This window comes from Pseudoalteromonas luteoviolacea (genome assembly GCF_021654285.1).
In the GTDB taxonomy this organism is placed as follows: Bacteria; Pseudomonadota; Gammaproteobacteria; order Enterobacterales; family Alteromonadaceae; genus Pseudoalteromonas; species Pseudoalteromonas luteoviolacea_J.
In genome coordinates this window covers 94,120-121,050 of sequence record NZ_JAKFZS010000002.1, presented here as the reverse complement: position 1 = coordinate 121,050, position 26,931 = coordinate 94,120, and the positions used below count along the sequence as shown (strand labels likewise).

Annotated in this window: 25 protein-coding genes; 1 reads left to right on the top strand and 24 read right to left on the bottom strand. The window is 43.5% G+C overall.

Features of this window, described 5'->3' with window-relative positions; translation table 11 throughout:
• Positions 1-36 precede the first annotated feature (36 nt).
• From L1077_RS01915 to L1077_RS01860, 12 genes are all read right to left on the bottom strand, one after another.
• Entirely contained in the window at positions 37-1,884 is a 1,848-nt protein-coding gene (locus L1077_RS01915) for a GGDEF domain-containing protein (protein WP_237135365.1), read from the bottom strand.
• Complete coding sequence (locus L1077_RS01910) at positions 1,881-2,774, bottom strand: transporter substrate-binding domain-containing protein (protein ID WP_237135364.1); 894 nt, start codon at positions 2,772-2,774, stop codon at positions 1,881-1,883. Before L1077_RS01910 ends, L1077_RS01915 begins: the two co-directional genes overlap by 4 nt.
• Before the next feature lie 236 nt (positions 2,775-3,010).
• Positions 3,011-4,219 (bottom strand): ABC transporter permease, encoded by a 1,209-nt coding sequence (locus tag L1077_RS01905; RefSeq protein ID WP_237135363.1) that lies wholly within the window; start codon positions 4,217-4,219, stop codon positions 3,011-3,013.
• A gap of 9 nt (positions 4,220-4,228) precedes the next feature.
• Entirely contained in the window at positions 4,229-5,563 is a 1,335-nt protein-coding gene (locus L1077_RS01900; RefSeq protein WP_237135362.1) for an ABC transporter permease, read from the bottom strand.
• A gap of 10 nt (positions 5,564-5,573) precedes the next feature.
• On the bottom strand, positions 5,574-6,257 hold the full coding sequence (locus L1077_RS01895; RefSeq protein ID WP_237135361.1) for an ABC transporter ATP-binding protein: 684 nt from the start codon (positions 6,255-6,257) through the stop codon (positions 5,574-5,576).
• A gap of 314 nt (positions 6,258-6,571) precedes the next feature.
• A complete protein-coding gene (locus L1077_RS01890; RefSeq protein ID WP_237135360.1) occupies positions 6,572-7,783 on the bottom strand; it encodes an ABC transporter permease in 1,212 nt (403 codons plus the stop codon).
• Positions 7,784-7,793: 10 nt separating this feature from the next.
• Complete coding sequence (locus L1077_RS01885) at positions 7,794-9,059, bottom strand: ABC transporter permease (protein ID WP_237135359.1); 1,266 nt, start codon at positions 9,057-9,059, stop codon at positions 7,794-7,796.
• Between the two features lie 524 nt (positions 9,060-9,583).
• Positions 9,584-10,306: an ABC transporter ATP-binding protein gene (locus tag L1077_RS01880; protein ID WP_237135358.1), complete on the bottom strand. Its 723-nt coding sequence runs from the start codon at positions 10,304-10,306 to the stop codon at positions 9,584-9,586.
• Between the two features lie 222 nt (positions 10,307-10,528).
• Positions 10,529-13,156: a methionine synthase gene (metH, locus tag L1077_RS01875; protein ID WP_237135357.1), complete on the bottom strand. Its 2,628-nt coding sequence runs from the start codon at positions 13,154-13,156 to the stop codon at positions 10,529-10,531.
• Positions 13,157-13,167: 11 nt separating this feature from the next.
• Positions 13,168-14,190, bottom strand: coding sequence for a homocysteine S-methyltransferase family protein (locus tag L1077_RS01870; RefSeq protein WP_440589530.1), 1,023 nt, complete (start codon positions 14,188-14,190; stop codon positions 13,168-13,170).
• A gap of 58 nt (positions 14,191-14,248) precedes the next feature.
• Positions 14,249-15,196 (bottom strand): homoserine O-succinyltransferase, encoded by a 948-nt coding sequence (locus L1077_RS01865; protein ID WP_237135355.1) that lies wholly within the window; start codon positions 15,194-15,196, stop codon positions 14,249-14,251.
• 300 nt (positions 15,197-15,496) lie between these two features.
• Positions 15,497-15,691: a hypothetical protein gene (locus L1077_RS01860; RefSeq protein WP_063362053.1), complete on the bottom strand. Its 195-nt coding sequence runs from the start codon at positions 15,689-15,691 to the stop codon at positions 15,497-15,499.
• 234 nt (positions 15,692-15,925) lie between these two features.
• On the opposite strand from L1077_RS01860, the gene L1077_RS27540 reads away from it, so the two are divergent.
• On the top strand, positions 15,926-16,813 hold the full coding sequence (locus tag L1077_RS27540; protein WP_237135354.1) for a DMT family transporter: 888 nt from the start codon (positions 15,926-15,928) through the stop codon (positions 16,811-16,813).
• Between the two features lie 157 nt (positions 16,814-16,970).
• Here the strand turns inward: L1077_RS27540 and L1077_RS01850 are convergent, their stop codons facing one another.
• The 12 genes from L1077_RS01850 to L1077_RS01800 all read right to left on the bottom strand — a co-directional run bounded on the left by L1077_RS01850 (position 16,971) and on the right by L1077_RS01800 (position 26,854).
• The gene (locus L1077_RS01850) at positions 16,971-17,981 is read right to left on the bottom strand and encodes a phage late control D family protein (RefSeq protein WP_237135353.1); all 1,011 of its coding nucleotides are present in this window, start codon (positions 17,979-17,981) and stop codon (positions 16,971-16,973) included.
• A gap of 6 nt (positions 17,982-17,987) precedes the next feature.
• Positions 17,988-18,200, bottom strand: a complete 213-nt coding sequence (locus L1077_RS01845) for a tail protein X (protein WP_039608581.1) — start codon at positions 18,198-18,200, stop codon at positions 17,988-17,990.
• The gene (locus L1077_RS01840; protein WP_237135352.1) at positions 18,200-18,652 is read right to left on the bottom strand and encodes a phage tail protein; all 453 of its coding nucleotides are present in this window, start codon (positions 18,650-18,652) and stop codon (positions 18,200-18,202) included. The genes L1077_RS01845 and L1077_RS01840 overlap by 1 nt, the downstream gene beginning before the upstream one ends.
• 38 nt (positions 18,653-18,690) lie before the next feature.
• Positions 18,691-22,434, bottom strand: coding sequence for a phage tail protein (locus tag L1077_RS01835; RefSeq protein ID WP_237135351.1), 3,744 nt, complete (start codon positions 22,432-22,434; stop codon positions 18,691-18,693).
• A gap of 146 nt (positions 22,435-22,580) precedes the next feature.
• A complete protein-coding gene (locus tag L1077_RS27395; RefSeq protein ID WP_256370531.1) occupies positions 22,581-22,706 on the bottom strand; it encodes a hypothetical protein in 126 nt (41 codons plus the stop codon).
• A gap of 5 nt (positions 22,707-22,711) precedes the next feature.
• Positions 22,712-22,969: a phage tail assembly protein gene (locus L1077_RS01830; RefSeq protein WP_039608579.1), complete on the bottom strand. Its 258-nt coding sequence runs from the start codon at positions 22,967-22,969 to the stop codon at positions 22,712-22,714.
• A gap of 3 nt (positions 22,970-22,972) precedes the next feature.
• Entirely contained in the window at positions 22,973-23,488 is a 516-nt protein-coding gene (locus tag L1077_RS01825; protein ID WP_023397066.1) for a phage major tail tube protein, read from the bottom strand.
• Positions 23,488-24,651 carry a phage tail sheath subtilisin-like domain-containing protein gene (locus L1077_RS01820; protein WP_237135350.1) on the bottom strand — a complete coding sequence of 388 codons (1,164 nt, stop codon included), beginning with the start codon at positions 24,649-24,651 and terminating at the stop codon, positions 23,488-23,490. Before L1077_RS01820 ends, L1077_RS01825 begins: the two co-directional genes overlap by 1 nt.
• Positions 24,652-24,819: 168 nt before the next feature.
• Positions 24,820-25,158 (bottom strand): GPW/gp25 family protein, encoded by a 339-nt coding sequence (locus L1077_RS01815; protein WP_237135349.1) that lies wholly within the window; start codon positions 25,156-25,158, stop codon positions 24,820-24,822.
• Positions 25,155-25,460, bottom strand: coding sequence for a PAAR domain-containing protein (locus L1077_RS01810; protein ID WP_237135348.1), 306 nt, complete (start codon positions 25,458-25,460; stop codon positions 25,155-25,157). The genes L1077_RS01815 and L1077_RS01810 overlap by 4 nt, the downstream gene beginning before the upstream one ends.
• Positions 25,461-26,273, bottom strand: a complete 813-nt coding sequence (locus L1077_RS01805) for a phage baseplate assembly protein V (RefSeq protein WP_237135347.1) — start codon at positions 26,271-26,273, stop codon at positions 25,461-25,463.
• An 8-nt stretch (positions 26,274-26,281) separates the two neighbouring features.
• Positions 26,282-26,854 (bottom strand): hypothetical protein, encoded by a 573-nt coding sequence (locus tag L1077_RS01800; protein ID WP_039608574.1) that lies wholly within the window; start codon positions 26,852-26,854, stop codon positions 26,282-26,284.
• Positions 26,855-26,931: the final 77 nt, after the last annotated feature.

Sequence of the window (26,931 nt, the reverse complement as noted above, 5' to 3'; positions counted from 1 at the left end):
ACCATGCTACTGGCCTTGTTATGCCAATTTTTACGCTTAATAGCTGGTTGACGCGATCACTTGCCCACTATTTATCAAGCTTCGATAGTCTTCATTTAACTGTTTAATAGACGAGTTTAACGGCTGATTAAGGCTTTGTAACCCGACCCAAGCATTGCGATGCTCTTTTTTCGCCATATATAAGCCATTATCAGCAAGTTCAATAACTTGCTCCCAACTCAAAGTATTGTTCGCACCATTCGTCAGTGGGTACGGCGCAAACCCGATAGAGCAAGTGACTTGAATAGGCTGCTCATTGACCACAAATGGAAAGCACTCCACTTGTCTACGAACTCGCTCTACTGCCTCTATGGCCTCATTATGCGTCATATTCGGCATCACGATTAGAAACTCTTCTCCGCCCCAGCGGATCACCAAATCACTTTCTCGGGTGCACTGCTTTAAAATATCGGCAACCGTTTGCAGCACAATATCCCCTGCTGCGTGGCCATAGGTGTCGTTTACTCTTTTAAAGTGATCGATATCCAGCAAGCAAAATATCATTTCTTGTTTGTCGTTGTTCATAGATACATCGGGCTTAATTTGAGCATCAATCACACTAAAAAAGTAATGTCGGTTATTTAACCCTGTTAAGCTGTCAGTAAAACTCAAAGCTTGCAGACGCTTATTTCGCTCCGCAAGCTCTTCTGTGCGTTCTGCGACCTGTTGCTTAAGAGTGATGAGATAGCGCTTGTTTTGCCAGCGCCAATAACCAAAACCAACCACCAATGCGATTAACAACAGACCAAGTACGCCTCGCTGCTGCGCAAGATGTGCATTATCAATCTGCTGCTGGTGCTGAATAAGTTGTTGCGCCTGAAGGGCATTGTCTTTTTCTAATACGCTCAACTGCTGCTTTTGTGCCGCGAGTGAATACTGGGCCTCTAGCTGCAAAAGCTTATTGTTACGCTTTTGCAAATTAAGCGCTTGCTGAGACAATGCAAAACGCTTTAAATACAAATGTGCTTGCTCAAAATCACCGAGTTGTGCATACGCCCCTGCTAAGATATTTTGCAACAAAGATTGCTCAGTTAAAAAGCGTGTTCCAAAGGTGTCATTCAATGCCTGTTTAGCTGTATCAATAGCCAGCGCAAAATCTCCTGCTTGCAAAGATGCCGTTGCCCCCATCAATTTATAACGAACCCGTAAATGCAAATTACGTTTGAGTACCGACGGCTTTACTAAGTCAGAATTGATAAGTTTACGGGCCTTTTGATACTCTCCAATACTCAAATGTGCCCAAGCTCGTGCTAACGCGAGTTTGCTTGTCAGCAATGTATATTCAGTTAATGTAGCATCACTTAAAGTCATCAGCGCTTGGCGGTAGCTGCCTTTGAGTAAATATAACGACCCCTGCCAAAGCACATACTCGCCCATTAACGCATGGGCTTCATCGGCTGCAACCTGTTTTGTAATTAAAAAATAAGCTTGGTCAAGCAGCTGCTGAGCATAGCGGAATCGTTCCAAATCCATTTCAAGCTGTGCCATCGCAAGGTAAATTTGTACTTCTAAAGTAGGTAAGTTTAGAGGTTTAGCGATATTCAGTGCATCATTATGCAAGACCAAACTGTGCTTGTAATCTCCGAAGTGTTGGCGAATTAACCCTTCTAACAATAAAGACCGCGCTTGTAAGTCTTTTGCACCCAGTTGCTTTGACTGCTCTCTGAGCACTCGCACTTGCGGTAATAAATTAAGATCATAATCTTCTTTGAGGCTATCTGTTAAATGCATCAGCATTTTTGACAAGTCTTCACGCTGAGAGGAATTTGGCTCTAGACTTATATTGGCCCAAGCCCCAAAGCTCAACACACAGTACCCCACTAAAAAATACAGACTTTTTTTCATCGTGCAGCCTGACTTGGATACAGCATTTGCTGATTCACATATTGCCAGTCCTCAACTAGGTGACTGATAAACCCAGACTGTTGCAGCGCTTTATCCAACACGCCTTGAGCACGTAATATTTTTAAGCCGCGGTTGAGCGCAGCAAAAATCATTTCACCCTGCGGATGATTCTTGCTTACAATAAAATGACGAGAATCAGGCAGCATCATTTTAATATTTTGAATAGGCACATACTCTCGGCCTTCAAAATTGAGCAACAGATCTTGGCTGACACTAAAATTAATAAGCATGGCATCCACGACCTCCGTTTCAACCATATTCAGCATGGTCTCCCAAGGCCCTATGAAGCTCACAATATTAATATCTGTGTTATTTAAAGCACGCCAATCAACCCGCCATCTTGGGTTAGCGACCACTGTTAATTGCTCTAACTGCTCTTGTGGCAAGTTTTGCAAAGCAACATTGCGCCTAGTCACATACAAACCGGCCTCGTACTGGCCAAATTTAACCAGTGCGTCACTCACATAGAGCGACCCTCTATAATTAATAATATCTTCATGCCAAACACTGCGCGCTAAAATTAGACTATCCCCGGAAATCATATCCGAAAACTCAATGATGTTTACCGACGGTTTAGGGTTAAAAACGACCTCTCGAGTTTCTCCTCCCAAAAACAGTGCTTGCTGGAGCAAGACCATTTCAATAATTTCAATATGGGAGCCTTTTGTCGTGGGATAAAATGATTTGACGTCCAGAGGGGAGCGGCCATTAAGAAACTCATTATAACGCTGACTGAAGTTTTCACTGCTCATGATATCAACTACCAATTGATTATGAGCATAGAGATGACACGTATATAAACTGAGTACCCCCCAGATCAGCCACTTCATGTTTACCCCGCAATTTATTACCTACTCTACTAAGAGTATACTAAAATCATTCTCCAAATGTTAACTTAAAGCAAACACAAAAATAAGCTTTTTTTACTACTTAATAAAATTAGACACAATAACAAGCACATAAAAACATACTCATTCATTCTGCTGGATGAGTACTTATTGAAATAGATTATTGATAAGCTACTCTATCAAAGAAAACGAATAACTTTGATAGAGTGTGAGGAGAACTAGACTGAACGCGTCGCAGTCGCAGGGGAAATATTAGCTGCGCTATACGCTGTAGGGATCACCGCGACTAGACTAGCCACCAAGACAATTAAGCCTCCATAAAGAAAGTACTCCAATGGAACTGAGTCCACTCGGAAAATTTCCATCAGTTTGACATTTAATAACACAGCCATCAGACTGCCTACGATTACACCTGTGCCAGCAACCAAAATACTTTCAATGATGTAATACCGCATAATATGAGACTTACTTGCACCTAAAGCTCTTCTTGTGCCAATTTGACGACGGCGTTTCATCAAGGTAAAACGTGCTTGTCCAAACACACCCAGCATGGTTAATATTATCAGTCCCACCGTCACGCTCATAAGAATAATGAGTGATGACTCCATGCCTTTATAGCCTTTTTCACGTGTGTCTTTGAACTTTTCTAGATCAGCGACAAATCGCCCCGGCTGTTGCATTAGTAAATCTTTGACACCCTCCATAACTTGTTCAAGCTCGCCTGGCTTAGTTTTCACCATAAACTTACCCTCATTAACATAATGGTAAGTGGGAAAAACTATACTGCGCTCATTCCCAGTCCAACTAGGCCACACAGCGACAAGCTCCTTAATAATACCCACAACCTGATAAGGTTGGCCATTAATATAAACGGTTATGCCTGCTGCTGTGGACCAATCTTCGGGCGAAATCCGCTCAGCTAGACCTTGTGTGACTAGAATTGAGTTTGGACGCTCATGGTAATCAAGGTTTGCGATCTGTACTTCGCTTTCTTCAAAGCCTCGACCAGCAACTATCTCAAGGCCTAGTGTATCTATAAACCCCTTGGAGCCACTATACGCACCTGCGTATGCAATATAGCTATCAGGATCTTCTGCCTCATTGACTGAATAAAATTGTCCCCAGCTCGACAGTGGAATTGAATTCACCGTAGTTGCATTCTCAACGCCTTCTACGCTTTTTATATCCCGTAGATCTTGCTTTATTCGCGCTGCATACTGTTCTGGTTCAACGGGGAAATTTGTACGAAAAGAAAACAGTACGTCTTCATCAAGGCCACTTGGCACTTTCAGCTCATGTAATTTAGATACCGCCATAAAAGAGATATTTATCAAAATAGTGAACGCCACCGCAATTTGCATGATCAATAGCAGTGGGCCGGTTTTATTCTTCCATAACGTTTTAAGTATGGGTGCGAGATCCTTCATCTTACGCTCCTATAAACTTTTAAGTTGACTGGATAATTGAACTCGAACTGCACGATAAATCGGCCAAAGTCCAAATAGTAAAGACGTCCCAACTGCAAGCAAAATAGTACTCACCATCAAGGTCAAATCCATCGTCATCACATTCACATGATACTCTGGGTACATCTCTGTTAAGGCTGAAAGCCCTAGCTGCGCTAGTATCAAGCCTATCACACCACCAAAGAAACCGAGCAAAGCTGATTCAAAGCCAAATTGTACTGCAATGTTTTGCTTTGTGGCACCGACAGCGCGGCGCAAGCCTACTTCGCCCCCTTTACCGTGAAACTTGGTCATCATTAAGCTCATTACATTACACAAGCAGGCAAATAAAAATGCTAACGCAAAACCGATTCCGATTTTATTTTCTTCACTAACAGCGCCTTCCTCTTCTAAAAACTCTGTCACAGACATGAGCCGGTTAGGCTCAGGCCGATTAAAGCGCCCCACTTTCCTTTGCTCTTCAGTGTAGTCCTCCATAAACTCGAAATAATCATGCTTTTTTTCCTCAGTCTCAAACTCTAGCCAAAACTTTATCCAGACACATTCAGATAGCATGACTTCTTGTAAAGTCGAAGTTGGGCCATCCCCCCAACAATTCCAAGGCATAGAGGTTGGCGAAAAGAGGTTATTTCTCATTTGTGATTCAAAAGGGACAAAATAGGGCAAGGTCGGTTTATACATATCGAATTCGTTGACATAAAACTTCGGGGTCGGCTGCCAGTCGTCTATGACACCCACTACACGATACAAATGTGATCCGACAATAACATGTTCACCTGTAGAGTCAGCCCCCTGAAACAAGCGATCGTTTTCTCTTTTTGATAATACGATGACAGACTGACCTTGCATATCAGCCTCTTCACTCCAAGTCCCCCCATGAATGAAAGGCGCACCAAAAACACTAAAGAAATGACGACTGGTTGAACGGACCTCATGTAATTGTGCGGTTCTTACATCAGCATCTTCCACTCTTATCGTAGCTGCGAAGTTTGTGAAAGGGACATGTTTATCGGCTCTGTCCGCAGTGATAAGCGCCATAGTGTCTCGGTAAGTCAGCATACTAGGAATGTCTGGATCACCATTTCTTCTGTGAGTTATCGGTTCAGCAGGATCCCAAGCATTTAAATGTACCATAGCGACACGTTCACTTTTGTGGGGTAAAGGGTTTTTACCCATCATATATCCTACCGTGATAGTCATCATGGCAGCAGCTATCCCGATGGCGATTGTACCGACCATCAATAAGCTCAGCAAAGGCGTTTTTTTCAAACTGAGCCAAGCTAACTTAAAGTAATAATTACCCATTAGCCTACCCCTATGCTGTCATTGCAACTTTTTGCTCGCTTAGGTGGCCATCTCGTATCTCTACAATTCGACCCGCTTGCTGCGCCTGCTCCATATCATGGGTCACCATTAGAATACTGGTACCTTGTTTATTAATATCTTTGAGTAGAGACATAATGCCGTCGGCCATTTTTGAATCAAGATTTCCGGTCGGTTCATCGGCAAGTAGAAATGAAGGGCTGCCAGCCAAGGCTCTTGCAATCGCCACACGCTGCTGTTGGCCGCCCGACAATTGTTGAGGGTAATGGAATTTACGTCCTGCAAGGCCAACTTGCTCTAACGCATTTAATACCCTTTCTGAGCGTTCTTTCGCGTTAAAATCTCGATACCTAAGTGGCATTTCAACATTATCAAACAGATTGAGCTCAGGGATAAGATTAAAGCTCTGAAAGATAAATCCAATTTTTTGATTTCTTAGCGATGATTTTTGTTTATCAGATAATCCTGTGGTCTCTTTTTCATCTAAAAAATATTGCCCCTCAGAGTGCTCCTCTAGCAAACCCGCAATATTTAAAAATGTCGTTTTCCCAGAACCAGAAGGCCCAACTACAGCAACAAATTCCCCTTGCTTAATCTCAAGATCAAATGGCTGTAACGCCTGCGTTTTGATCGTGTCAGTGATGAAAGACTTAGCAACTCCCCGCATTTTTAACATGGCATTTCCTTTACTTTTTTACTAATTATTCTACTGCATTTCATTATTCTTATTGACCGCTTAACGTAGTATAAAGAATATACTTAGCTGTTCTTTATGCTATTTATCAAACAGTATGGCAAGACTGGGTCATTGAGTACCCAAAAATAAAACTTAAAATATTGTAAAGCAAAATGAAGGAAAGAAACACAAAATTAATACTGTATTCACTAACAAGCATCTTAATTATTTTGGCGATTTATAAAAACATCATAGTAAATAGAAATAATAAAAATGAAGGCTTAGAACTCACAAAGTGCGAGTTCTAAGGACAATTAGACAGTCCGCGTTGCTTCCGCTGGAGAGATATTTGCGGCTTTTAATGCTGGTTGAATAACGGCAATAAATCCAGAAGCGATCACTACTGCGCAGCCATATATCAAATACACAAAAGGTACTGGTGAAAGATCAAGATGAATAACTAATAGATTATTTGCCAGAATGGTTAATAACGTACCTATGAAAACCCCACATGAAGTTAAAAGAAGATTCTCTAATGTAAAGTATCTTATAATTTCACCACGACTTGCCCCTAAAGCACGCCTAGTTCCAATATGTTTTCTGCGTTTAAGAACTGAAAATCGAGTTTGACCAAATACACCCAACATGGTTATCAGAACAAGGCCAACGATAACAGCCTGTAAAGTTGTATACGCTGCATTTTGTGCTTGATAAGCCTCTTCTTTAAACTCTGTAATCGATTTAAGCTCATCAATCTGGCGGTGTGGATCCTGCATTAGCAACTCAACGACATCTTTCATGCTTTGTTCACGCAAACCTTCATGTGCTTTTACGAGAAAAGTAATATCCGTCATCAAAAATATCGTTGGAAAAATCATATTGTTTTTCTTGTGCTGCCAAAAACTCCATGGTCCAGCCAAATACTCTACTACCCCCCGAATAGTGTGAGGGGTTTGGTGCAAATAGATAGTGCTGCCCAATGCTTGATGCCAATCCTCAGGGAATAAACTTTGTGCAAGTGCTTTAGTAATAATTACACCTGTTACTCGTCCCAGGCCAAAATCCCTCCTCGCATCCTCATCAACCAAATCAAACCCCTCACCGGCTATTAACTTTGCGCCCATAGTATCAATCAAGTCAAAGCTACCTGTATAAATGGCGGCTTTAGTTACATACCCTGGTTCATCAGGATCCAGCCTGATATCAAAACCACCGCCTCGATTAGAGAGTGGCATAGAGTTGATAATACTCACTTGCGCAACGCTTTCAAGAGCTCTTATTGACTCTAAATCTCTGTACATGTTTGCAATTTTTTGTGATTGTTCTTCTCCTCGGTGTGGTATCTGAAAAGAAAAAAGAACATCTTCTGATAGGCCAGTGGGTGCAGTAATATCCGCATGCTTTTCAGCCATTAAATAGACCGAGTTTACTAAAACAGTAAAAGTTACCGCTATTTGTAAAATCAGTAATAATGGCGCCATTTTTGCGCGTAAAAGCGATACAATAATCGGCTTGAGATCTTTCATATTCGCTTCCTTACAGGCTCTTTAGTTGACCAGATGGCTCGATTTTACAAGCTTTGTAGATAGGGTAGAGCCCAAATAGGGTGCTTGTTACGATCGATAATAAAAGAGTCGTTATTACGATTTCCATATTCATTTTCATCAATTCAGTATTTAAATGGCTATACACTTCGGCAGTGACTAATAAGCCAATATTGGCAAGTACTAGACCCAAAATGCCTCCAATTAAACCTACCATGATCGTTTCAAGTCCAAACTGTAACGCTATATCCTGCTTACTCGCACCGATGGCGCGTCTTAACCCAACTTCGCCTCCTTTGCCATGAAACTTTGTCATCATTAAACTCATGCAATTAAGTAGGCAGGCAAATAAAAATGCTGCGGCTAACCACACCGCGACTTTACTCTCATTGCCCATTGTATTATTGCGACTTAATGATTCATTAACATTTAAAACCCGATTCATCTGCTCACGTTGAAAGCGCCCTAATGAACGCTGTTCTTGCGCATAGTTGTTCACAAAGTCCAGATATTCACTGCGACCCTCTGCGGACTCCAACTCTATCCAAAAATACAGCCACACGCACTCTGAGTTTATAACTGAATAAAAATCACTAAGCTCAAACTCTCCCCAGCAAAACATACTAGAGTCTCTGCTTGCAACCCATTCATTATTCATTTGAGTACGAAAAGGAATAAACATATCGCGTACTTCACTCAAAGCATCATATTCCTCTAAGTAAAATCTCGGGATCAATGGCCAATCATCAAACACCCCAACCACCCGATGTACAATGCCTCCAATTATTACTTCTTTACCTATGGAGTTTTGACCATCAAACAATATCTCATTGCGCTGCTTCGATAAAATAACAACCTGGGCTCCTTGCTCATCTTCTGATGCCGACCAACCGGAGCCATATAAAAAAGGCGCGTTAAACATGTCAAAAAACTCATACGTTGTTGACCTAATGCCAGTTGATATTGCTTCGTTAACTGATTGCTCACTGCTACGCGTCATTGCTTTAGAACTACCTATAATGGTTTGTTTCGATGCTTTTTGCGCATTGTATAAATTAATAGCATCTTGATAAGTAACAAAAATAGGAATGTCTTCCTTGCCATCTCGCATTCGATACATATTGTCCAAACCCCAGGAGCTCAGATGCACTGTAAATAGTCGCTCACTTTTACTTGGGATCGGATCTTTGTTCATCATATAGCTAATAGTGTAAGTAACCATGGTTGCCGCAATTCCAACAGAAATCGTTGCAATCATAAGAAAACTTAAAAGGGGAGTTCTGGTTAAACTAAAAATGGCAAGCTTTATATAGTAGTACAGCATGCTCTCTCCTAATAACTAGTCACTTTTTATATATAACAAGAAAATAAAACAGCTTCAGCAGCTGAATCCGTATTGTAAGTGGATATTGAAGTTTGATTCTGGAGCAGTTTCGTCGTATTTCCAGAGATAAGATTTGGTTTATGTAACATTATTATTGTTCCCGATAATTCCTTGATGCTTTGTTAATTAATCCATTAATCACTTATGAGTACGTTACTCTAAATTGCTCCTAACCCCAAAAAAGTAAAAAAAACATTAATTACATATTAAGTGACAAGGTTAGGAAAAAGAAAAGATACATAATAATTACTTAAAAGTCATCTCAGCAACCCCATAATTGTTAATTTCGAGTTTAAAATAATATTTTTTAAGCTAAGTAACACTCTATAAACAATACTGGGAAAGATTTAATATTGCGTAGGTAAACTATTGCGTAGGTAAACTATTGCGTAGGTAAACTATTGCGTAGGTAAACGATTCATTGCTATGCCCCATCGTCTCGCATAATGAGTAAGGCTACGCTCTTTGATAACACCATCCCTTACCTCGATAACCCGCTTACTCCGTTGAGCCAATTCCAAATTGTGTGTTGCCATTAAAATAGTTGTGCCCTGTTGGTTCAAGGTCGACAATAGTGCCATCACTTCTGCGGTACTATGTAAATCTAAATTACCTGTTGGCTCATCAGCAAGGATAACCGATGGCTCAGTCACAAGCGCACGTGCTATCGCTGCTTTTTGCTGTTGCCCACCTGATAACTGAGATGGTTTATACTTAGCAAAATCGCTTAAACCTACTTGCTCTAATAACGTCACTACCCGCTTTCTACGCATAACAGCATGCTCTCTGCTGTAGCGCAATGGCATCTCTATATTGTCGTAAATGTTGAAGTCAGGTAGTAGATGAAAACCTTGAAAAACATACCCGATATCCCGATTCCTCAAACGAGATTTTTCCTTGTCACTCAAAGCTAAAACGCGTTTTCCTGCAAAAATATAATCACCGCTACAGGGAGTCTCTAATAATCCCAATACATTGAGAAGCGTAGTTTTTCCAGAACCAGATGGGCCAATGAAGGAAATGAAATCTCCATCCTGAACTTGTAAATTAATTGGCTGCAAAGCCTGTGTAATAACGCTGCTATCTGTAAAGTTTTTTGAAACACCTATTAACTCAAGCATAAATAATTACTACCTAGATTGATTTAACTATTTAGGCCTATCACTTTTAAATTACAGCTAAATGATTATCTGCTTTACCATGTAATTTTTACCTAAAGTTTAAACTAAAATACACCAAGTCTTCTTTTAAGTACAATCAAGCTAGTTTTGCAACCACCATGAGTAAAACAATGCATTGAAGTGCGCTAAGTAAGAAAACAAAGCGCACATAAAGAATAATGATTAATTGTCATAACCTAAATTAGGAGATAACCATCGCTCGGCTTCTTCTAGAGACATATCACTTCTGCGGGCATAGTCTTCAACCTGATCTTTTTGGATTGCGGCAACGGCAAAGTACTTGGAATCAGGGTGTGAGAAATACCAACCTGAAACCGCAGCGCCCGGCCACATGGCATAAGAGCTGGTTAATTTCATATTGATACGGTTTTCAACGTCCAATAGCGCCCAGATTTTTTTCTTCTCTGTGTGCTCAGGACAAGCTGGGTAACCTGGTGCAGGACGAATACCTTGGTAATTTTCACGGATAAGCTCTTCGTTGGTCAGCGACTCATCCGCTGCAAACCCCCAGTACTCTTTTCGAACTTGTTCGTGCAAATACTCAGCAAAAGCTTCAGCTAATCTATCTGCAACCGCTTTGACCATGATCTTGTTATAATCATCTTGCTGCGCATCGAACGCATCCGCTAAGTCATCCTCTTCAAGACCCCCTGTCACCGCAAATGCGCCAAAATAGTCATCAATCCCTTTTGGCGCAACATAGTCAGCTAAACAGTAATTTGGAAAATCCGTTTTTTCTGTTTGTTGACGTAGCTGACAAGATTTTAGAATGACTTCTGAGCGAGACTCATCGGTGTAAATTTCAATATCATCCTCAACCCGGTTTGCTGGGAATAAACCAATGACGCCAAGCGGTTGTAATTTGCCTGTGTTCTCCAAGTCATCGAGCATGGCATTGGCATCAGCAAATAACTTTTTAGCCTCTTCACCGACAATGTCATCTTCTAAAATACGCGGATATTTACCCGCTAAAGACCATGTCATGAAATACGGTGTCCAATCGATATATTTGCGCAAAGTGGCTATGCTGACATCTTTAAATTCAGTAATGCCCAGCTTTTTAGGTTTTGGTGGGGTATAGTTATCCCAATCCAATTTTGTCGCATTGTCACGCGCCCGAGCAAGCGTCACCGGCTTTGAACGCGGCTTTTTACGCGCTTGTTGCTCACGTACTTTGACATATTCATTGGCTGTTTTCTCTAGGAACACAGGCTTTTGAGTATCACTTAGTAGGCTAGACACCACCCCAACAGCTCGGCTGGCATTGTTCACATAAATAACGCCTTTGTCATACTGAGGCTCAATCTTCACCGCAGTATGAGCTTTAGATGTGGTTGCCCCACCAATTAATAATGGAATATCAAAGCCGCGACGTGTCATTTCTTTCGCCACATGTACCATTTCATCCAGTGATGGAGTAATAAGGCCAGATAAGCCAATGGCATCTGCTTTTTCATCAATGGCCGTTTGCAAGATCTTTTCAGCAGGGACCATGACACCTAAATCAACCACTTCATAGTTATTACACTGCAGTACAACCCCCACAATATTCTTACCAATATCGTGAACATCGCCTTTTACGGTGGCCATAACGATTTTACCGTTACTTGCGCCCTCTTCTTTTTCCGCTTCAATAAACGGGTCAAGATAGGCCACGGCTCGCTTCATTACACGCGCTGATTTTACTACCTGAGGCAAGAACATTTTACCGGCACCAAATAAGTCACCGACCACATTCATACCATCCATCAGTGGTCCTTCGATCACTTGGATTGGCTTATCAAAGCTTACACGACACTCTTCTGTATCTTCATCGATATACTCAGTGATCCCTTTTACAAGGGCATGCTCTAGCCTTTTCGCAACCGGCCATGTGCGCCACTCTAAATCCTCTTTTTTCTCGGCTTGTGCCATACCTGAGTATTTAGGGGCAATATCTACTAAGCGCTCACCAGCACCTGGATCAGTATTGAGGATCACATCCTCAACAGCATTTCTCAATTCAAGTGGAATATCGTCATACACCGCCAATTGACTGGCGTTGACTATTCCCATATCCATACCTGCCTTGATGGCATGGTATAAAAAAACTGAGTGAATAGCTTCACGAACAGGGTTGTTGCCTCTGAACGAGAACGACACGTTCGACACACCGCCTGATACCTTACAGTGCGGTAGGTTTTGCTTTATGCGGCGCGTGCCCTCAATAAATTCAACGGCATAGTTATCATGTTCTTCAATACCGGTGGCAACAGCAAAGATATTCGGGTCAAAGATAATGTCTTCTGGCGGGAAACCAAGCTCATCCACAAGAATTTTGTACGAGCGCTGGCAAATTTCAAACTTACGATCTGCCGTTTCAGCCTGACCGACTTCGTCAAACGCCATCACAACAACAGCTGCACCAAAACGCTTTAATACCTTGGCCTGTCGTACAAAAGGCTCTCTGCCCTCTTTCAACGAGATAGAGTTTACAATGGCCTTACCCTGAATACACTTCAGGCCTGCGACGATGACATCCCACTTCGAAGAGTCAACCATAATAGGCACTTTTGAGATTTCAGGCTCAGAGGCAATCAAGTTTAAAAACTTCACCATCGCCATTTTTGAGTCCAACATGGCTTCATCCATGTTGATATCAATCACCTGCGCACCACCTTCCACCTGCTCTCTGGCAACTTCAAGCGCTGTTTCGTAATCTTCTTCTAAAATGAGGCGTTTAAATCGCGCTGACCCTGTGACATTGGTTCTTTCCCCAACGTTAGTAAATACAGCTGTAGATTGCGTCATAATGATACTTCCTAATTCAGATTACAGGCTTCAAGGCCTGATAAACGCATGCGTACTTCAAGCTCAGGGAGCTTACGCGGTGACACAGTAGCCAAGCCATCCGCAAAGGCTTTAATATGCTCAGGTGTCGTACCACAGCACCCGCCAACTATATTGATAAAGCCTTCTTTACCCCAGTCAACAATCTCTTTACTCATGTCATCGGCTTCTAAATCATACTCACCAAATTCATTCGGTAAGCCCGCATTAGGATGCACGGACGTAAAAGTTTCACATACGCGTGATAGCTCTTCAACATAAGGACGCAGTAGATCGGGCCCCAACGCGCAATTTAAACCAATAGAAATCGGTTTGATATGGCGAATAGAGTTATAAAATGCTTCTGTGGTTTGACCTGACAAAGTACGACCAGACGCATCAGTAATAGTGCCTGAAATCATTACAGGCAAGCGGATCCCCGCTTGCTCAAATGCCTCTTCTACGCCATAGGCAGCCGCTTTAGCATTAAGCGTATCAAAGATTGTTTCAATCAAGATAAGGTGCGCGCCGCCTTCAATTAAGGCAAGGGTTGATTCAATATATGCTTCCACCAGCGCATCAAAGGTCACATTACGATAACCCGGATCATTTACATCCGGAGAAATAGAACATGTTTTTGACGTCGGACCAAGTACCCCGCCTACATAACGCGGTTTACTTGGATCTTTGGCGGTAAATTCATCACAGACTTGGCGGGCTAACTTTGCTGACTCGAAATTAATTTCACGGCTTAAACTTGCCATGTCATAGTCTTCCATCGAAATGGTGGTCGAGTTGAAGGTATTAGTTTCGATAATATCAGCACCGGCTTCTAAATATTCACGGTGAATTTGCTTAATCACATCAGGCTGCGTGAGGCTCAATAAATCATTGTTGCCTTTGATCAACACATGCCAATCTTTAAAGCGCTCACCACGGTAATCTTCTTCTTCAAACTTGTGTTTTTGGATCATGGTACCCATGGCGCCATCTAAAATGACAATACGCTCTTGCATGGTTTTTTTCAGCGCTTCAGATACGGCTTGGCCATCGATAGGCTCAAATGGCACACTGTTATTCGGCATAATTGTTAGTCCTTACGTCTTGGCTAACGAGATTAATATCGTACGGAGTTGTTTGGTAAACATAATAGTTTAACCAATTTGAAAATAATAAAAAGGCGTGACTTTGCCACGTTTTCGATGGCTTGGCGTCAGCATCATTATTTGGAAAATAATTTTCAGGCATAGGGGCATCCGGACCATTTTGCAAGTCACGCAAATATTCTTTTTGCAGTGTATCAGCATCATATTCAGGGTGCCCAGTAATATACACCTGACTGCCCGTTTTATTTTTAAGCAGGTATGCCCCCACTTTATCTGAACCCGCAAGGACAACAAGGTCATCATTATTATTAATCTTATCAATGTCGATATGGCCGTAACGAGAATGCGGCACTAAAAACTCGTCATCAAACCCGCGTGTCAAAGCACCGTGATCAAAATACACTTGATGTTTAAATACACCACATAGCTTTTGCTCTTTAAGATCTCGCTTTAAACCATGATGATGATACATACCGGCATGAGCCGCCCAACAGGAAAATAAAGTTGAGGTCACGTGGTTTTCAGCCCAGTCAAAAAACGCTTGTAGTTCTTGCCAGTAGATTACATCCGTATATTCCAAATGTGCCAATGGTGCACCAGTCACAATCAAAGCATCGTAGTTTTCGTCTTTTACTTCAGAAAAGTAACGATAAAACATATTTAAGTGCTGTTCGGAGTTTTCCGAACTGCGATGCGTATCGAGACGTAATAAATCAACATTGACTTGCAGTGGGGAGTTGGCCAACAAGCGAATAAATTGAACCTCAGTTTCTACCTTATTTGGCATTAGGTTCAATATGGCTAAACGCATCGGACGGATCTCTTGAGACATGGCGCGGCTTTTTGGCATCACAAAAACATTTTCGTGACGCAGCCTCGCAATCGCGGGTAACTCGTCTTTAACAGTGATCGGCATGAGATCCTCCCCTAATTGGATAAAACTGACACTACTATAGTGGCTGACATTATGAACGAACGCCATAAAATATCAACTTCTAGATGTTCAGACGTCCAAATGAAGTTCACTCCTAAAAGGCAAAATCAGGAGGGCAGAAATAGACCGAAATCAAAGTAATAAAGAAACAGAGAGGCATGGTTCAAAAAAAGCCAATTTAAAGAAGGGGTAAGCTACATTTTGCTTAGTTGGTAGGAGGGAATTAGAAGAAAAGAATATAGGGTGCTCAAGCAATAAGCACCCTGTCATGCAAGTAGATGATCAACTGAAATAGCCATAACCTAAGACAACACTCGCTATCAACCCTGTCGCTGCAAAGATGCCATATTCAATGCCCACTTTTAAACGCTGCTCTCCTGCAAATTGCTTTGACTCCGTCATCGCCATAATGATGCATGAGATAAACATACAAAAGCCCAAAATAATTAAATTAATTTGAATTGCATCTAGGATCATTTCACTCTCCAGCACAAGGCCATAGGCCGATTTAAGCACACGACTATTTCAACGCAAATGAGTGTAACAAATTAAGTTCTGAAGTTTCAATAAAAATTGAAGCTTTATTTTTTAAGTGGGAAATGTAAAGAAAAGAATAAGGCACTTACTGGCGATTAAACTCAATTTTATTGCATATATATACAAAATAATTACAGTACCGCCACATAAATAAACAGGTAACTAAGTAACTTTGTGGGTATTGGAGAGATCGCTGCATTTTGTGCAGCTGCAGTATGGGCATTTTCGACCCTGCTCTATAAACGATTTAGTCATCATCTAAATCCATTAGAACTGAACGTTGCAAAGGGAGTTATCACGGCTGCACTAATGGTGGCCGTACTCCTTTTAACTTGGGATACGCAATTGCCATCTAGCCACACGAGCTGGGGGTGGCTAATAGCCAGTGGCATTGTCGGCATTGCCATTGGTGACAGCGCTTATTTTGCAGCACTGCGTAATATTGGTCCAGCCCGAACACTGGTGCTTGAATCACTCGCACCAGCCATCGCAGGGCTCCTAAACATCATTTTGTTAGGAGTTTACCTCTCTGCAGCAGCTTGGTTGGGTATAATTATTTCTACAATTGGCGTTATTATCGCGGTAAAACCAAACCAAAAATTGCCAAAATTAGATAAAGATAACTATCGAAAAGGGGTGCTTTTTGCACTTACTGCTGCCACTTGCCAAGCCGCCGGCCTAGTGCTTTCAAAAGGGGCACTCAATGACGACAATATCAGTAGCCTTTGGGCCGCAATGATACGGCTTGCTTCAGGCACCTTAGTCGTCGCTATGATAGTAGCCCTACTCAAACAAGCGTCACTGACTCGCTCAATTACACTTAGAGGTATTGATGGAAAAGCCTGGTTATTTGCTGCGGTGTTTTTTGGCACATTTATCGGGCTATGGCTGCAATTAATATCGGTCAACAATACAGATCCGGCAATTGCACAGACGATTTTTTCGGCAGCGCCATTAATGGTGATGACCATGAGTTTGATTCGAAAGGAGCATATTACACGTGGGATGATATTTGGTGGGATAACCGCATTGAGCGGTATTATTTTACTTTTGAGGGGATAAAAAATTAGGAAAGAGGCCATCTCAGCCGGTTTATGCATAGAGCAATGCACGTGAGCAAACCGATGAGATGGCCTTGGAGGTAGGAGGCTTGGAAGGAAAAGCACCGCATGATCAGCAGTGCGATATGAAATATTTAATATAAAAGAGGTAAAAAAGGTTATTCAGATAAGGTTTCGCATTGCAAATAGGATAAAAAGCCATGTCCATTGATGACATGCCTAACCTCTTTCACAAACCAAGATTTATCAAGCGCGCTTTGTGTGCCTTGTACTTCAACCACAGCGCCAGCCACAATATCTGGATTGCCATACACCACCATATCCGCACTCACATGTGCTCGATTAAGCTGTGCCAGCTTACTGTCAGCTGCATGTTGCGCACTTGCTTCATCTGCGTAGGTATAAGGTAAAGTTAAACTGGGTGTGCCGCCGCCTGCTGAAACCGTTTGTAACTGCGCGATATCCAAATCATGATATTTAGCCACCACTTCTTTGGTTAAGCGGTAATGCAATGTATTGAACTTCCAGTCAACAATCCATTTGGGCTCAAGGGTTACTTGTGGCAGGGGTTGTCCCGACAATGATCGCCCAGTGCCTTTTTTCATGAACACCAGGTTGCCATTGATGATTTTCATCACCGCATCATGCTGCACGGCTAGCTTACTCATCAACTGCATATCGCTTTCACTTTGCTCAATATGTGGCAAAGTGACGCTATCAAGCGCTGGGGCGATACGGGGGGTGAGCCCATACTCTTGTGCAATCTCAGAGATCAGACTGCCAAGCGTCAATGGGTTATCAGGATCGCTGGGCCAAGATTTTAACTTAGCCGCCTTTAAGTTTTGATCCCAAAACACTTTGTTACCCACTAACTCCAGCGCACGCACTGGGCCCACAATCTGATATTCACCAACTTCAAATTCACCAAGGACAACACTTGGCGCTTTTCCGTCTTCGGTGCCTTGCTTGTAGCCCATCGCGATTTCAAGCTTATCGGTCGGTTCTGGTAAGGTGATAGGCGCTTTTTCAAGGTTGTCGAATTTAACCACGCACATGTCACTTAGCAAACCTGTGCGAAGCGTCACACTGACTTCTGCGATTCTATCGCGTAGCTTTTCTGCAACTTCATTGCCATTGGCTTTTACTGAATATTGCGGCTGTAATTCCATTGCCAATTACTCCCAAATATTGATCTCGCGTTGCACTTTTGGTTTAGGTACATCCGGTAAGACAATTTTAATATTTTCAGGGTAAATCGGTCCCAAATCAGCAAGGCCATAATTGGCTTCGAGCACACGTTCAACCATTCCTGAGCTGCGACCATAATGGCGAAAGCAAATCAAATCGAGACAGTCACCATCTCGTGTAATGTAACTTACTGCACTCATTATTTATTTCCCTCATTACCATCGTAGCGTGACAAGCGCATGCTAAATTGGATCTCTCTCGGAATACCGTCATTCAAAAAGAGCGTGCGCGTCTCATTGATTGATTTAATTACCCACTTACCAAGCACACGCCCCACACTCGGGCTAGACTTACCGCTTTCTTCTACATAGGTCAGCGTTAGCGGCACACCTTGGGTTGCCTCATCACGCATAAAGTCTAACTGCTTTAAGCCGTTTTCGACCAGTTGTGGAAAGATAGTTCCATCAAGTTCTAAAGTTTGCTCACCGACCCCAATAAATTGCTTTACCGGGCTGTTTTTATCGGTTTGTGACTCAAGGTCTTTCCAGCGATATTCGGTATTAAACTGTAATTTTTGAAACGCCGCTGTACTGACAGAAAACTTATATTCGCCCAGCTGCATCATGTAATTGGCATGATTGATCTTTGCCATCGAAAGTCCTCGTATGAAAGCTTAAGGGGGCACCCCCCTTAAGCTACTTCGTTATAATATCGAGCACGATAATCGCGCATCGCTTGTTGCTGCTGTTGATCTAGCACTTGCTTCACTTGCTGTGCTATCTCATGTGCTTGCTGTTCAGACTGTGCATTCACCGTGATATTTGCATTCACAGTAATGTTGCCAGCGACATGTTGTGCTTGCACATCACTACTAATTTGCGAGTTTGATGTACCCGGCTCTGCAAGGGCCTGAGGTGTAGGCGTTGATAAAGGAGTTTTAGTCTTAGCCGCGTCCGTCTTTTGCGGTTTTTCATCACTAAACAGGTTAGCGAAGAAATCTCCTCCGACTTGAGACATCACAGCATTCGTTAAATACCCGGCAACTGGTCCTAGGAATTTGCCATATTTTGGCACCATGCCAACAAAGTGAGATACAACCTCAGAAGTCACCGCGCCGGTCGCAGTACCGCCGATAGCGCGTGCTTTTTCCTCTGTTGATAAGTCATCATTGACCGCAGCCTGATAAATAGTGTGACCATTTAATGCATGTCCGAACATTTGCCCTTGCTGAGAAGCCTTGTTCCACTTCCCATTTGGCTTACCCGAAGCTTGCTCAACCGCCGCCATAGTGCCAGTAAACATGTTGGCTTCATTGATGACATTGTCTTTGACAAATTGCAGAGGTGAATTCGCGGGCTGCGACGTATTGTCTGAAGTTTTTGCTACTGACTCTTTAAACTCAGTGTCAGCTTGGTTTTGTGCCAAAGTGTTTGATACTGAGACAGACTCATCTGCTTTGGCTGCTTCCTCTTTAGGATCATCTTCGAAGAGCCAACCGCCTAATGTATCACCAAGGGAGGAACCAAGAGATTCACCGCCAAATGCACCGATAGCACCACCAATAATACCACCGATTGCCGTACCAACAACAGGCACAACGGATCCAATCGCAGCCCCCGCAGCAGCACCAGCCAAGGCACCGCCAGCAGAACCAATAGCGCCACCTACAGCACTGGTTTTTTCACGCTTACTTAAAGAGTCATCGGTCAAAGCGGAGTAAGCATCAAAGCCACTCATTGCAATTGTTGCAGCTGCATTTAACCGACCAACACTTTTGAAGTTATTTTTCGCAAAGTTCGCTATGCCACCGCCTTTTTGACTGAAAAACTTACCCAACTTCGAGAAGACTGCATCATTAGCAGCCTTAGGCGCTTTAGATGACTTTCCAGGTTTTGACTGCTGTTTAGATTGCTTATCTTTACCTTGCTGCTTAGCGGGCTCTGTTTTACTGTCTTGGAGTTGCTGATCTGCCGGTTTTGCTTTGCCACCGTCCAAGATTTTCAATACAGGTTTAGAGCGCTTTTTACGCTTATCCTGCTTTTTCTCAGGCGTCTGATTTAGCTTCGTTTCTTTGCGGTTATCAGCAGCATCGTTATCAACGTCCGGAGTCTTACTTTGCTTACTCTTTTTATCTCGCTTAGATTTCTTTTTACGCTGTTTTTTGGTGTTTTTCTTCGATTTCTTCTTCGACTTTTTAGACTGCTCCTCTTCCTCTCCATCACCTTCAAAGAGTGACTCAAGACCTAGCTCGCCGAGACCAAACTCAGCTAATAAATCGGGAACAGCGCCAGTCAATGACGATAGGTCGCCATTTAAAATACCTTTGAAATCGAGCTTCTCAATCAGCGCAGAGTGCTTTGTGAATAAACTTGCTGCATCTTGCAGCCCAAATGCATTAAGCAGTTGCGGTGCTTGCTGCATCAATGAGCTTAAGTCACCCTCCAAAATCGCCTTGGTGTCTAGCTTTTGTAAAGCTGGTAGCGCCGCATCTAACGTTGCACCGATCTCATCTAAACCTGCCGCCTTTAATAAACCAGGCGCTGCTGACATCAAACTTGAAACATCACCATCGGCAATGCCCTTCAAATCAAGCTGCTGTAGCGCAGGCAGTGCCGCGCCTAACGTTTCGGACGCTTCATCTAGCCCTGCTGCTTTTAACAAGCCTGGTGCCGCTGACATCAAGCTTGACACATCCCCGCTGGCAATGCCTTTTAAGTCAAGTTGCTGTAGGGCAGGTAGAGCCGCTCCGAGTGTTTCGGATGCCTCATTCAAACCAACCGAGGCCAGCAAATCGGGCGCTGCTGACATCAAACTTGAAATATCACCACTGGCAATGCCTTTTAAATCAAGCTGCTGTAACGCAGGTAAAGCCGCTCCGAGTGTTTCGGATGCTTCATTCAAACCAACCGAGGCTAGCAAATCTGGCGCCGCTGACATCAAGCTTGAAATATCACCACTGGCAATGCCTTTTAAATCAAGCTGCTGTAGCGCAGGCAGCGCTGCACCTAAAGTCTCGGATGCTTCATTCAAACCAACCGAGGCTAGCAAATCTGGCGCAGCATTCATCAAACTTGAAACATCACCACTGGCAATGCCTTTTAAATCAAGCTGCTGCAATGCAGGCATGGCTGCACTGAGCGTGTTTGAAACCTGCTCAAAGCCTGCTGACTTTAATAACTCAGGCGCAATGCTCACTACTTGACTTAAGTCGCCGTCGATAACACTCGCCAAGTCCAACTGAGACAAGGCTGGAATATGCTGTGCCAAAGATTGCGTAGCCGCTGATAAATCAACCGCTTTGAGTAATTCAGGCGCCGCACTTTGCAACGTGCTTAAATCACCTTGCATCACCGCCGCGATATCGACTTGCTCAAGCGCTGGCAATGCCTGCTCTAAAGTTTGCGCGGCACTGGACATATCCAATGCATTGAGCACTTCAGGTGCCGCATCAACTAAGCTAGATAAGTCACCATTGAGTAGCTCTTTAACATTAAGCGCTTCAACAACAGGCAATGCGCCTTCGAGTGTTTTAGCTGCTTCTGATAAGTCAAACGCATTCAACAGCTCTGGCGCTGCACTTGCTAAGCTGGTTATATCGCCCTCAAAAACCTCTTTGAAATTAACCGAAGAGATGGCAGGTAACGTTTGCTTAACCACATCTCTGGCTTTATCAAAACCAAACGTTTCAAGTACCTGCGGGGCGCTTTGGATCAGCGTATTTAAATCTTCATTGAACGTCGCACTGCTGGTGCCTTGTGCAATGCCCTGGGTGGCACTGATGATATCGCCGCTCATTTGCGCAATACCCAGTGCATCAACCATAACGGGTGCAGCTTGGCGCAATGCATCAAGTTGCAAATCTAAGGTATTTTGCGCATCCGCATTTTGTACTTGCGCGGTTGCCGTGGCTAAAGACTCACTCAATGCGTTAATAGGTAAGCCATCATAAAGCTGTGGCAGTGCAGCCTGCAGCTGTGCAAGCTCATTGCTTGCTGCTGTTTGTAATTGCTGAAAATCTAACGCCGATACCTGCTCTGCCAGTGATTTAATGGCACCACTTAAACCTGTGCCATCACCAATTTTGGCATCCACTTGCGCTTTCAGCGTGTCCGCTTGTTGCTCATCTTGAGCCCCTTGCAGCAACTGTGCACTGTGCGTAACCGCATTATTTGACTTTGCTTGTGCACTGGAAAATTGCGTCAAATGGGTTGAGATTACCTGACTGGTATTGCCCAGTAATTCATTGACATTAACATTAGCTAATTGCCCTATCACAGCCTCTAATGCGCTGGTATCTAATGGCTTTTTAGCTTTAACCAAATTAGCAAGCAAACTGCCTAATTGAACATTTGGATCAACCTGATCCTGCTTAGGTAGGCGGTACTTTACTTTGTTCTTTGAACGGTCTTTTGCAGACAATCCTTGATGTTTCATAATCATACCTAGGAAGAGAAATAAGCGGGAATGTGTGGATTGCACAGCGCAACGAACGGCACTGTGCCAAGGTTGATAGCTCAAGACCCTAAAACTGCGCTTAAGTCCTTGAGCTATCAAACTTGCGCTGGTGAAAAAAAGGCGGGTTACCCCGCCTCTGTTGCTTCTTTATAATCAACCGCTGCTTCAAACCACTCGATGAGTTCGTCCTCAGTCAGCCCGTTGAGTTCTTGCAAGCCCCACCCTGTGTACTTAGCCAGGGCAATCACCATTGCTTTTAGACGCTTGGGCGGGATACGAGAAAAGCCTGGAGCGCCTCGCGTAACTTAACAAAGTCGCTCCAATCTAGCTCTTCGATGATATCTGGAGACACTTCACACAAATGCGAGAAGTAACGGATTTCACTTTCAGATTCGCTAATATCCGCTTTATCAACCATTAACCGATCGCGCACTTTAGGTCGTCTCATTTTTAGTTCTGCATACTCATGCCCATCGACCGTAACAGGGAAAGTCAGTTTAATGATTTCAGTCATAGATTAAGCTCCGATAGTCTTGCGTAGGTTAGCCATGTGATCAACACCCGCGATTTCGCGGATATCGTTGTACAGGTCAATGTTGTAGATAACTTCGTTGTTCACTTCTAACTTGTACTTTTGAACAGCGTATTGCAGCGTCATTTTCGCTTCTTCGCCGTCTTTCCAGCTACCCATGTCTACTTCTTTGAAGAAGCCATGTAATGTGACAACGACAGGCTCAGGTGCAGCACCTTGCTTTTGGATCGCGCCACGTGCAGTCAGATTAATTGTTCTACCAGTACCGCCCCAATCACCAAGTAGCTTAAGTACATCTGCGTTGTACTCTAGTAACGTGATTGAACCTTCAAGCTTTTCAAGTTGACCTACATCTAGCTCGATTGGCGCTTGGAAACCTGAAGTCACTTCACGTGTTTTAACTGTGACTTTAGGAAGCGAGATTTCGTCTGCAATGCCAAGGTAACCCTTACCATCTACAAACAGCTTTGATTTCTTTAGGATTTTAGGAGACATTGCCATTATACGATTTCCTCTAGGTAGTTGTTAGTTAAGATGCTCTTGAACGTGATGTGCTCAGCTGGTGTTGGCGGAGTGAAATCAAAGCTGAAGTACACTTTACCCGCTTGAATATTTTCAGGCGTGTTAAGGTCTTCATCAGCCCAGATTTGGCCACCTAAGATAGCGCCTTGCGCTTTTAAGCTATCAAGGTAAGCTTGAACGCTTTCTGTCACATCTTTGATGTAAGTTGACGTGATGTTGCGGTCAACAGCCCACATATGTGCACGAAGTAGCGAGTCGTTAATCATATCCGCTGTACGAACAACTGATAGGAAAGCCCATTTAGGGTCTGTCGCACAAGTACGGTTACCCCATAGTTTGAAACCGTTTTGGCGAATGATTGTAGATACTTCTTTTTCATTTAATAAGTTTGCACGCGCATTCTTATCACCAAGCTGGAAGTCTACTGGACGTGCAGTACCTACAATACCGTTCATAGCCGTGTTACTTGGACTCCACCAGAATCCACGGTCATTGTCAGATTTAGCAATCATACCAGCAACACGAGCACTTGCAGGCTCATTTACAACTGCGCCTTCTTTGAATACTTTCACCTGAGGGTCAACCACAAACACACGACGCGATGAGCAATCACCACGATATGCAATCGCATCTGCATCATTTGTATTTGGACCATCTGCAATGATCACAGCGCGAAGACGCTCTGCAATACCAACTAGCTCTGCAACAACAGGGTTAGCTGCGCCAGATGGACGCTGATGAGTAAAACCTGGAGCAACTAGAATACGAGGTGTAACACCTAATACAGACTCAGCGCCTAAGAAAGCGTATGCACCTTCATAACTGCCATCAGCAGCAACACCGCCTTGAATGTTAGTCATCACTGCATTGTCATCATCGCCGTCGACACGTACAACAACCACAACCGCACCGGCTTGATCAAATACACCATCAATCGCAGCAGGCAGTGTGCCTTGCTCACCTAACAACGCAGCTTCCGCACGTTTACCAGCAATTAAAACCGGTGTGTTAAGAGGGAACTTTTCAGCATCTGCTTGTGGAGCAGTACCAATCAGACCGATTACTGAGCTTTTTACTGTTTTAATTGGGCGCGTACCAGACTGCGCCTCGATGACTTCTACACCGTGTAGAAATTGCGACATAGATATCTCCTTTAAAGGTATGTCAATTAGCTAATAAAAAAGCCATGTAACCGAGCTTGAAAGTTCAAGTCAGTCGCATGGCTTAAGTTGATTAATTTTTTATCTGTACCAGTCAGTACAGAGTGACGTTAAGTGTGAATAGTTGACTGATATGCCAACCAATATAAATTAGAGCAAGATCCCTTCTATCGTCACCGGCTCATTGTTAATAAGGTAAAGACCTTCAATGGTAATATCGACTTTGCCTTGACCTGCTGGATGCACTGACACACCTTCTAGACGAAAGCGCGGCTCCCATCTATCTAGCGCATTGGCAATCGACATGGTGATATCACCAACTAGGTTGTGAGAAAACGGTCTATCGACGAGTTCAAATAGCCCACAGCCATAATCACGACGCATAACTCGACTACCCAGCGGCGTTGTCACAATGTCGCGAATACTTTGCTTTAAATGCTCAACGCCACCTAACGGCTTACCCGTTTGCGCGTTCATTCCAATCATCATTTATCTCCTACCGTAAAACTGCCCACACCAATCGCAATTTTACCGCCACAATCTGTGGGGTCTCCCAGTCGCGCAACCGCTTTGCCACCTATGGTAAAATTGGGGGCGCCCGCTTGCACAACCTTTCCTGAATGGTTAACTTTTGGGTCTGGCATATAAACGTGTACACTGATACTGTCTCCTTCACGAAGTACATCAATACCACCCACTGTAAATTTGGGACCTGAAGCAGAAATAACACCTGGGGCATACCCACCGTGAATATCTGTGATAGCACCATCAACTGAAATCGCGGGCATCATTTACTCCTGCGCACTGATATTTGTACCATTGAGTTTTAGCGTTGCTGAAGCAAGCACTTCAACATTGCTGCCCGTTGACGTCACGGCAACCGATTCTCCAGTCAGGTTTAACGCGCCTGAAGCAACGATATCGATATTTGCACCGCCATTCACAGACACGTTATCACCAACCGTGACATCCGCAGTGCCTGTCACATCAACTTGAGCGGCCCCACCTATCGCGACGGTGGCATTGTTACCTATTGATACATTTGCATCATTTCCAATCGTAATATTGGTATCGTTATGACACTCAACATTAATATCACCGCCAGAATAGATGTTAATCTTCGCCTGAGGGTCTGTTTGCGGCACAAAAATATCATAGGCATGATTTTCGCGGTCGTACTGTACAATAGCGCCATCTTGATAATGTGTGCGCTGCACATGTTCCCTAGATTCAGACGCAATGGCAGGTAATGCCTGCACAAGCGAACCACCTGCGCTGGTCGCATCCACCACATGGTTCATTTTAAAGTGCGGTTGCTCATGACCATTGGCATACAAACTACCCAATACAATGCCTTGTGCCATATCTCCGCTGGGCGCAAGCACTAACACTTGCTCACCCACTTCTGGGGCTTGCCATGTCATGTCTTGGGCAGCTTGATTGGCCAGCCAAGGTAATTTTGCGGTCAACCACTCACCGATACGTACTTTGACCCTCGCCAAATCATAGTCAACTTCTTCAACCGTGCCGATTGAAATCAATTTGGCAAAGCGATGCTGCATGTCAGAGGCAGCCAATTCGGACTGCTGTTGATTTGCTAACATAGTCGCTCCTAAGTTGTGGTAGGTGCTTTATTGATCAGCTTGTATTCTCCCCCTTTGGGCCCCAAATACACTTCGGTAATGGCAGGTCCAGGAGGGTCGTCTGGGTATTCCACTTGATAGTAAAAATCCCAGTAAAGCTGCGCTTTTGCCAGTGTTGAGCTGACTTGATGACTAAACGATATATCACTTTTTTGGGCGATAAAGTGCTGCCAATGGATGGGCATTTCGTCCACCATCACAAGCGCCTCACACTGGGTTATCAACTGATCAAGTCGTTGCAGCAACTGTGCGTTGTCGGCATCTTCCAACTCAATGTCTAGCTGCAACTGCAACACTCGTCTATCGAGTGAGTTTGGACTGAGGTTTTTGTTATACGACGGTCCATATGTGACACCTTTGTCGGCGCCTTTCGCCTGCAGTTCACTGGCTTGACGTTCGCCGAGCAGCTTGACTGTCAGTTGGGCTTGCTGCGTCAGATCTGGGTAAGGTTGTGCGGCTTTTAAGAGCCCCACATGTGCCACCCCTTGAAGTCCAGATGATAAGCATTCAAGCACCTTATTAATTAAGGTACATCTTTGCATGAGGTTATTTACTCTTTGAAGTTAAGACTTATGATGGTTATGACTCGAAGGAAAAGGCGAGTCGAGATGGACGAAAT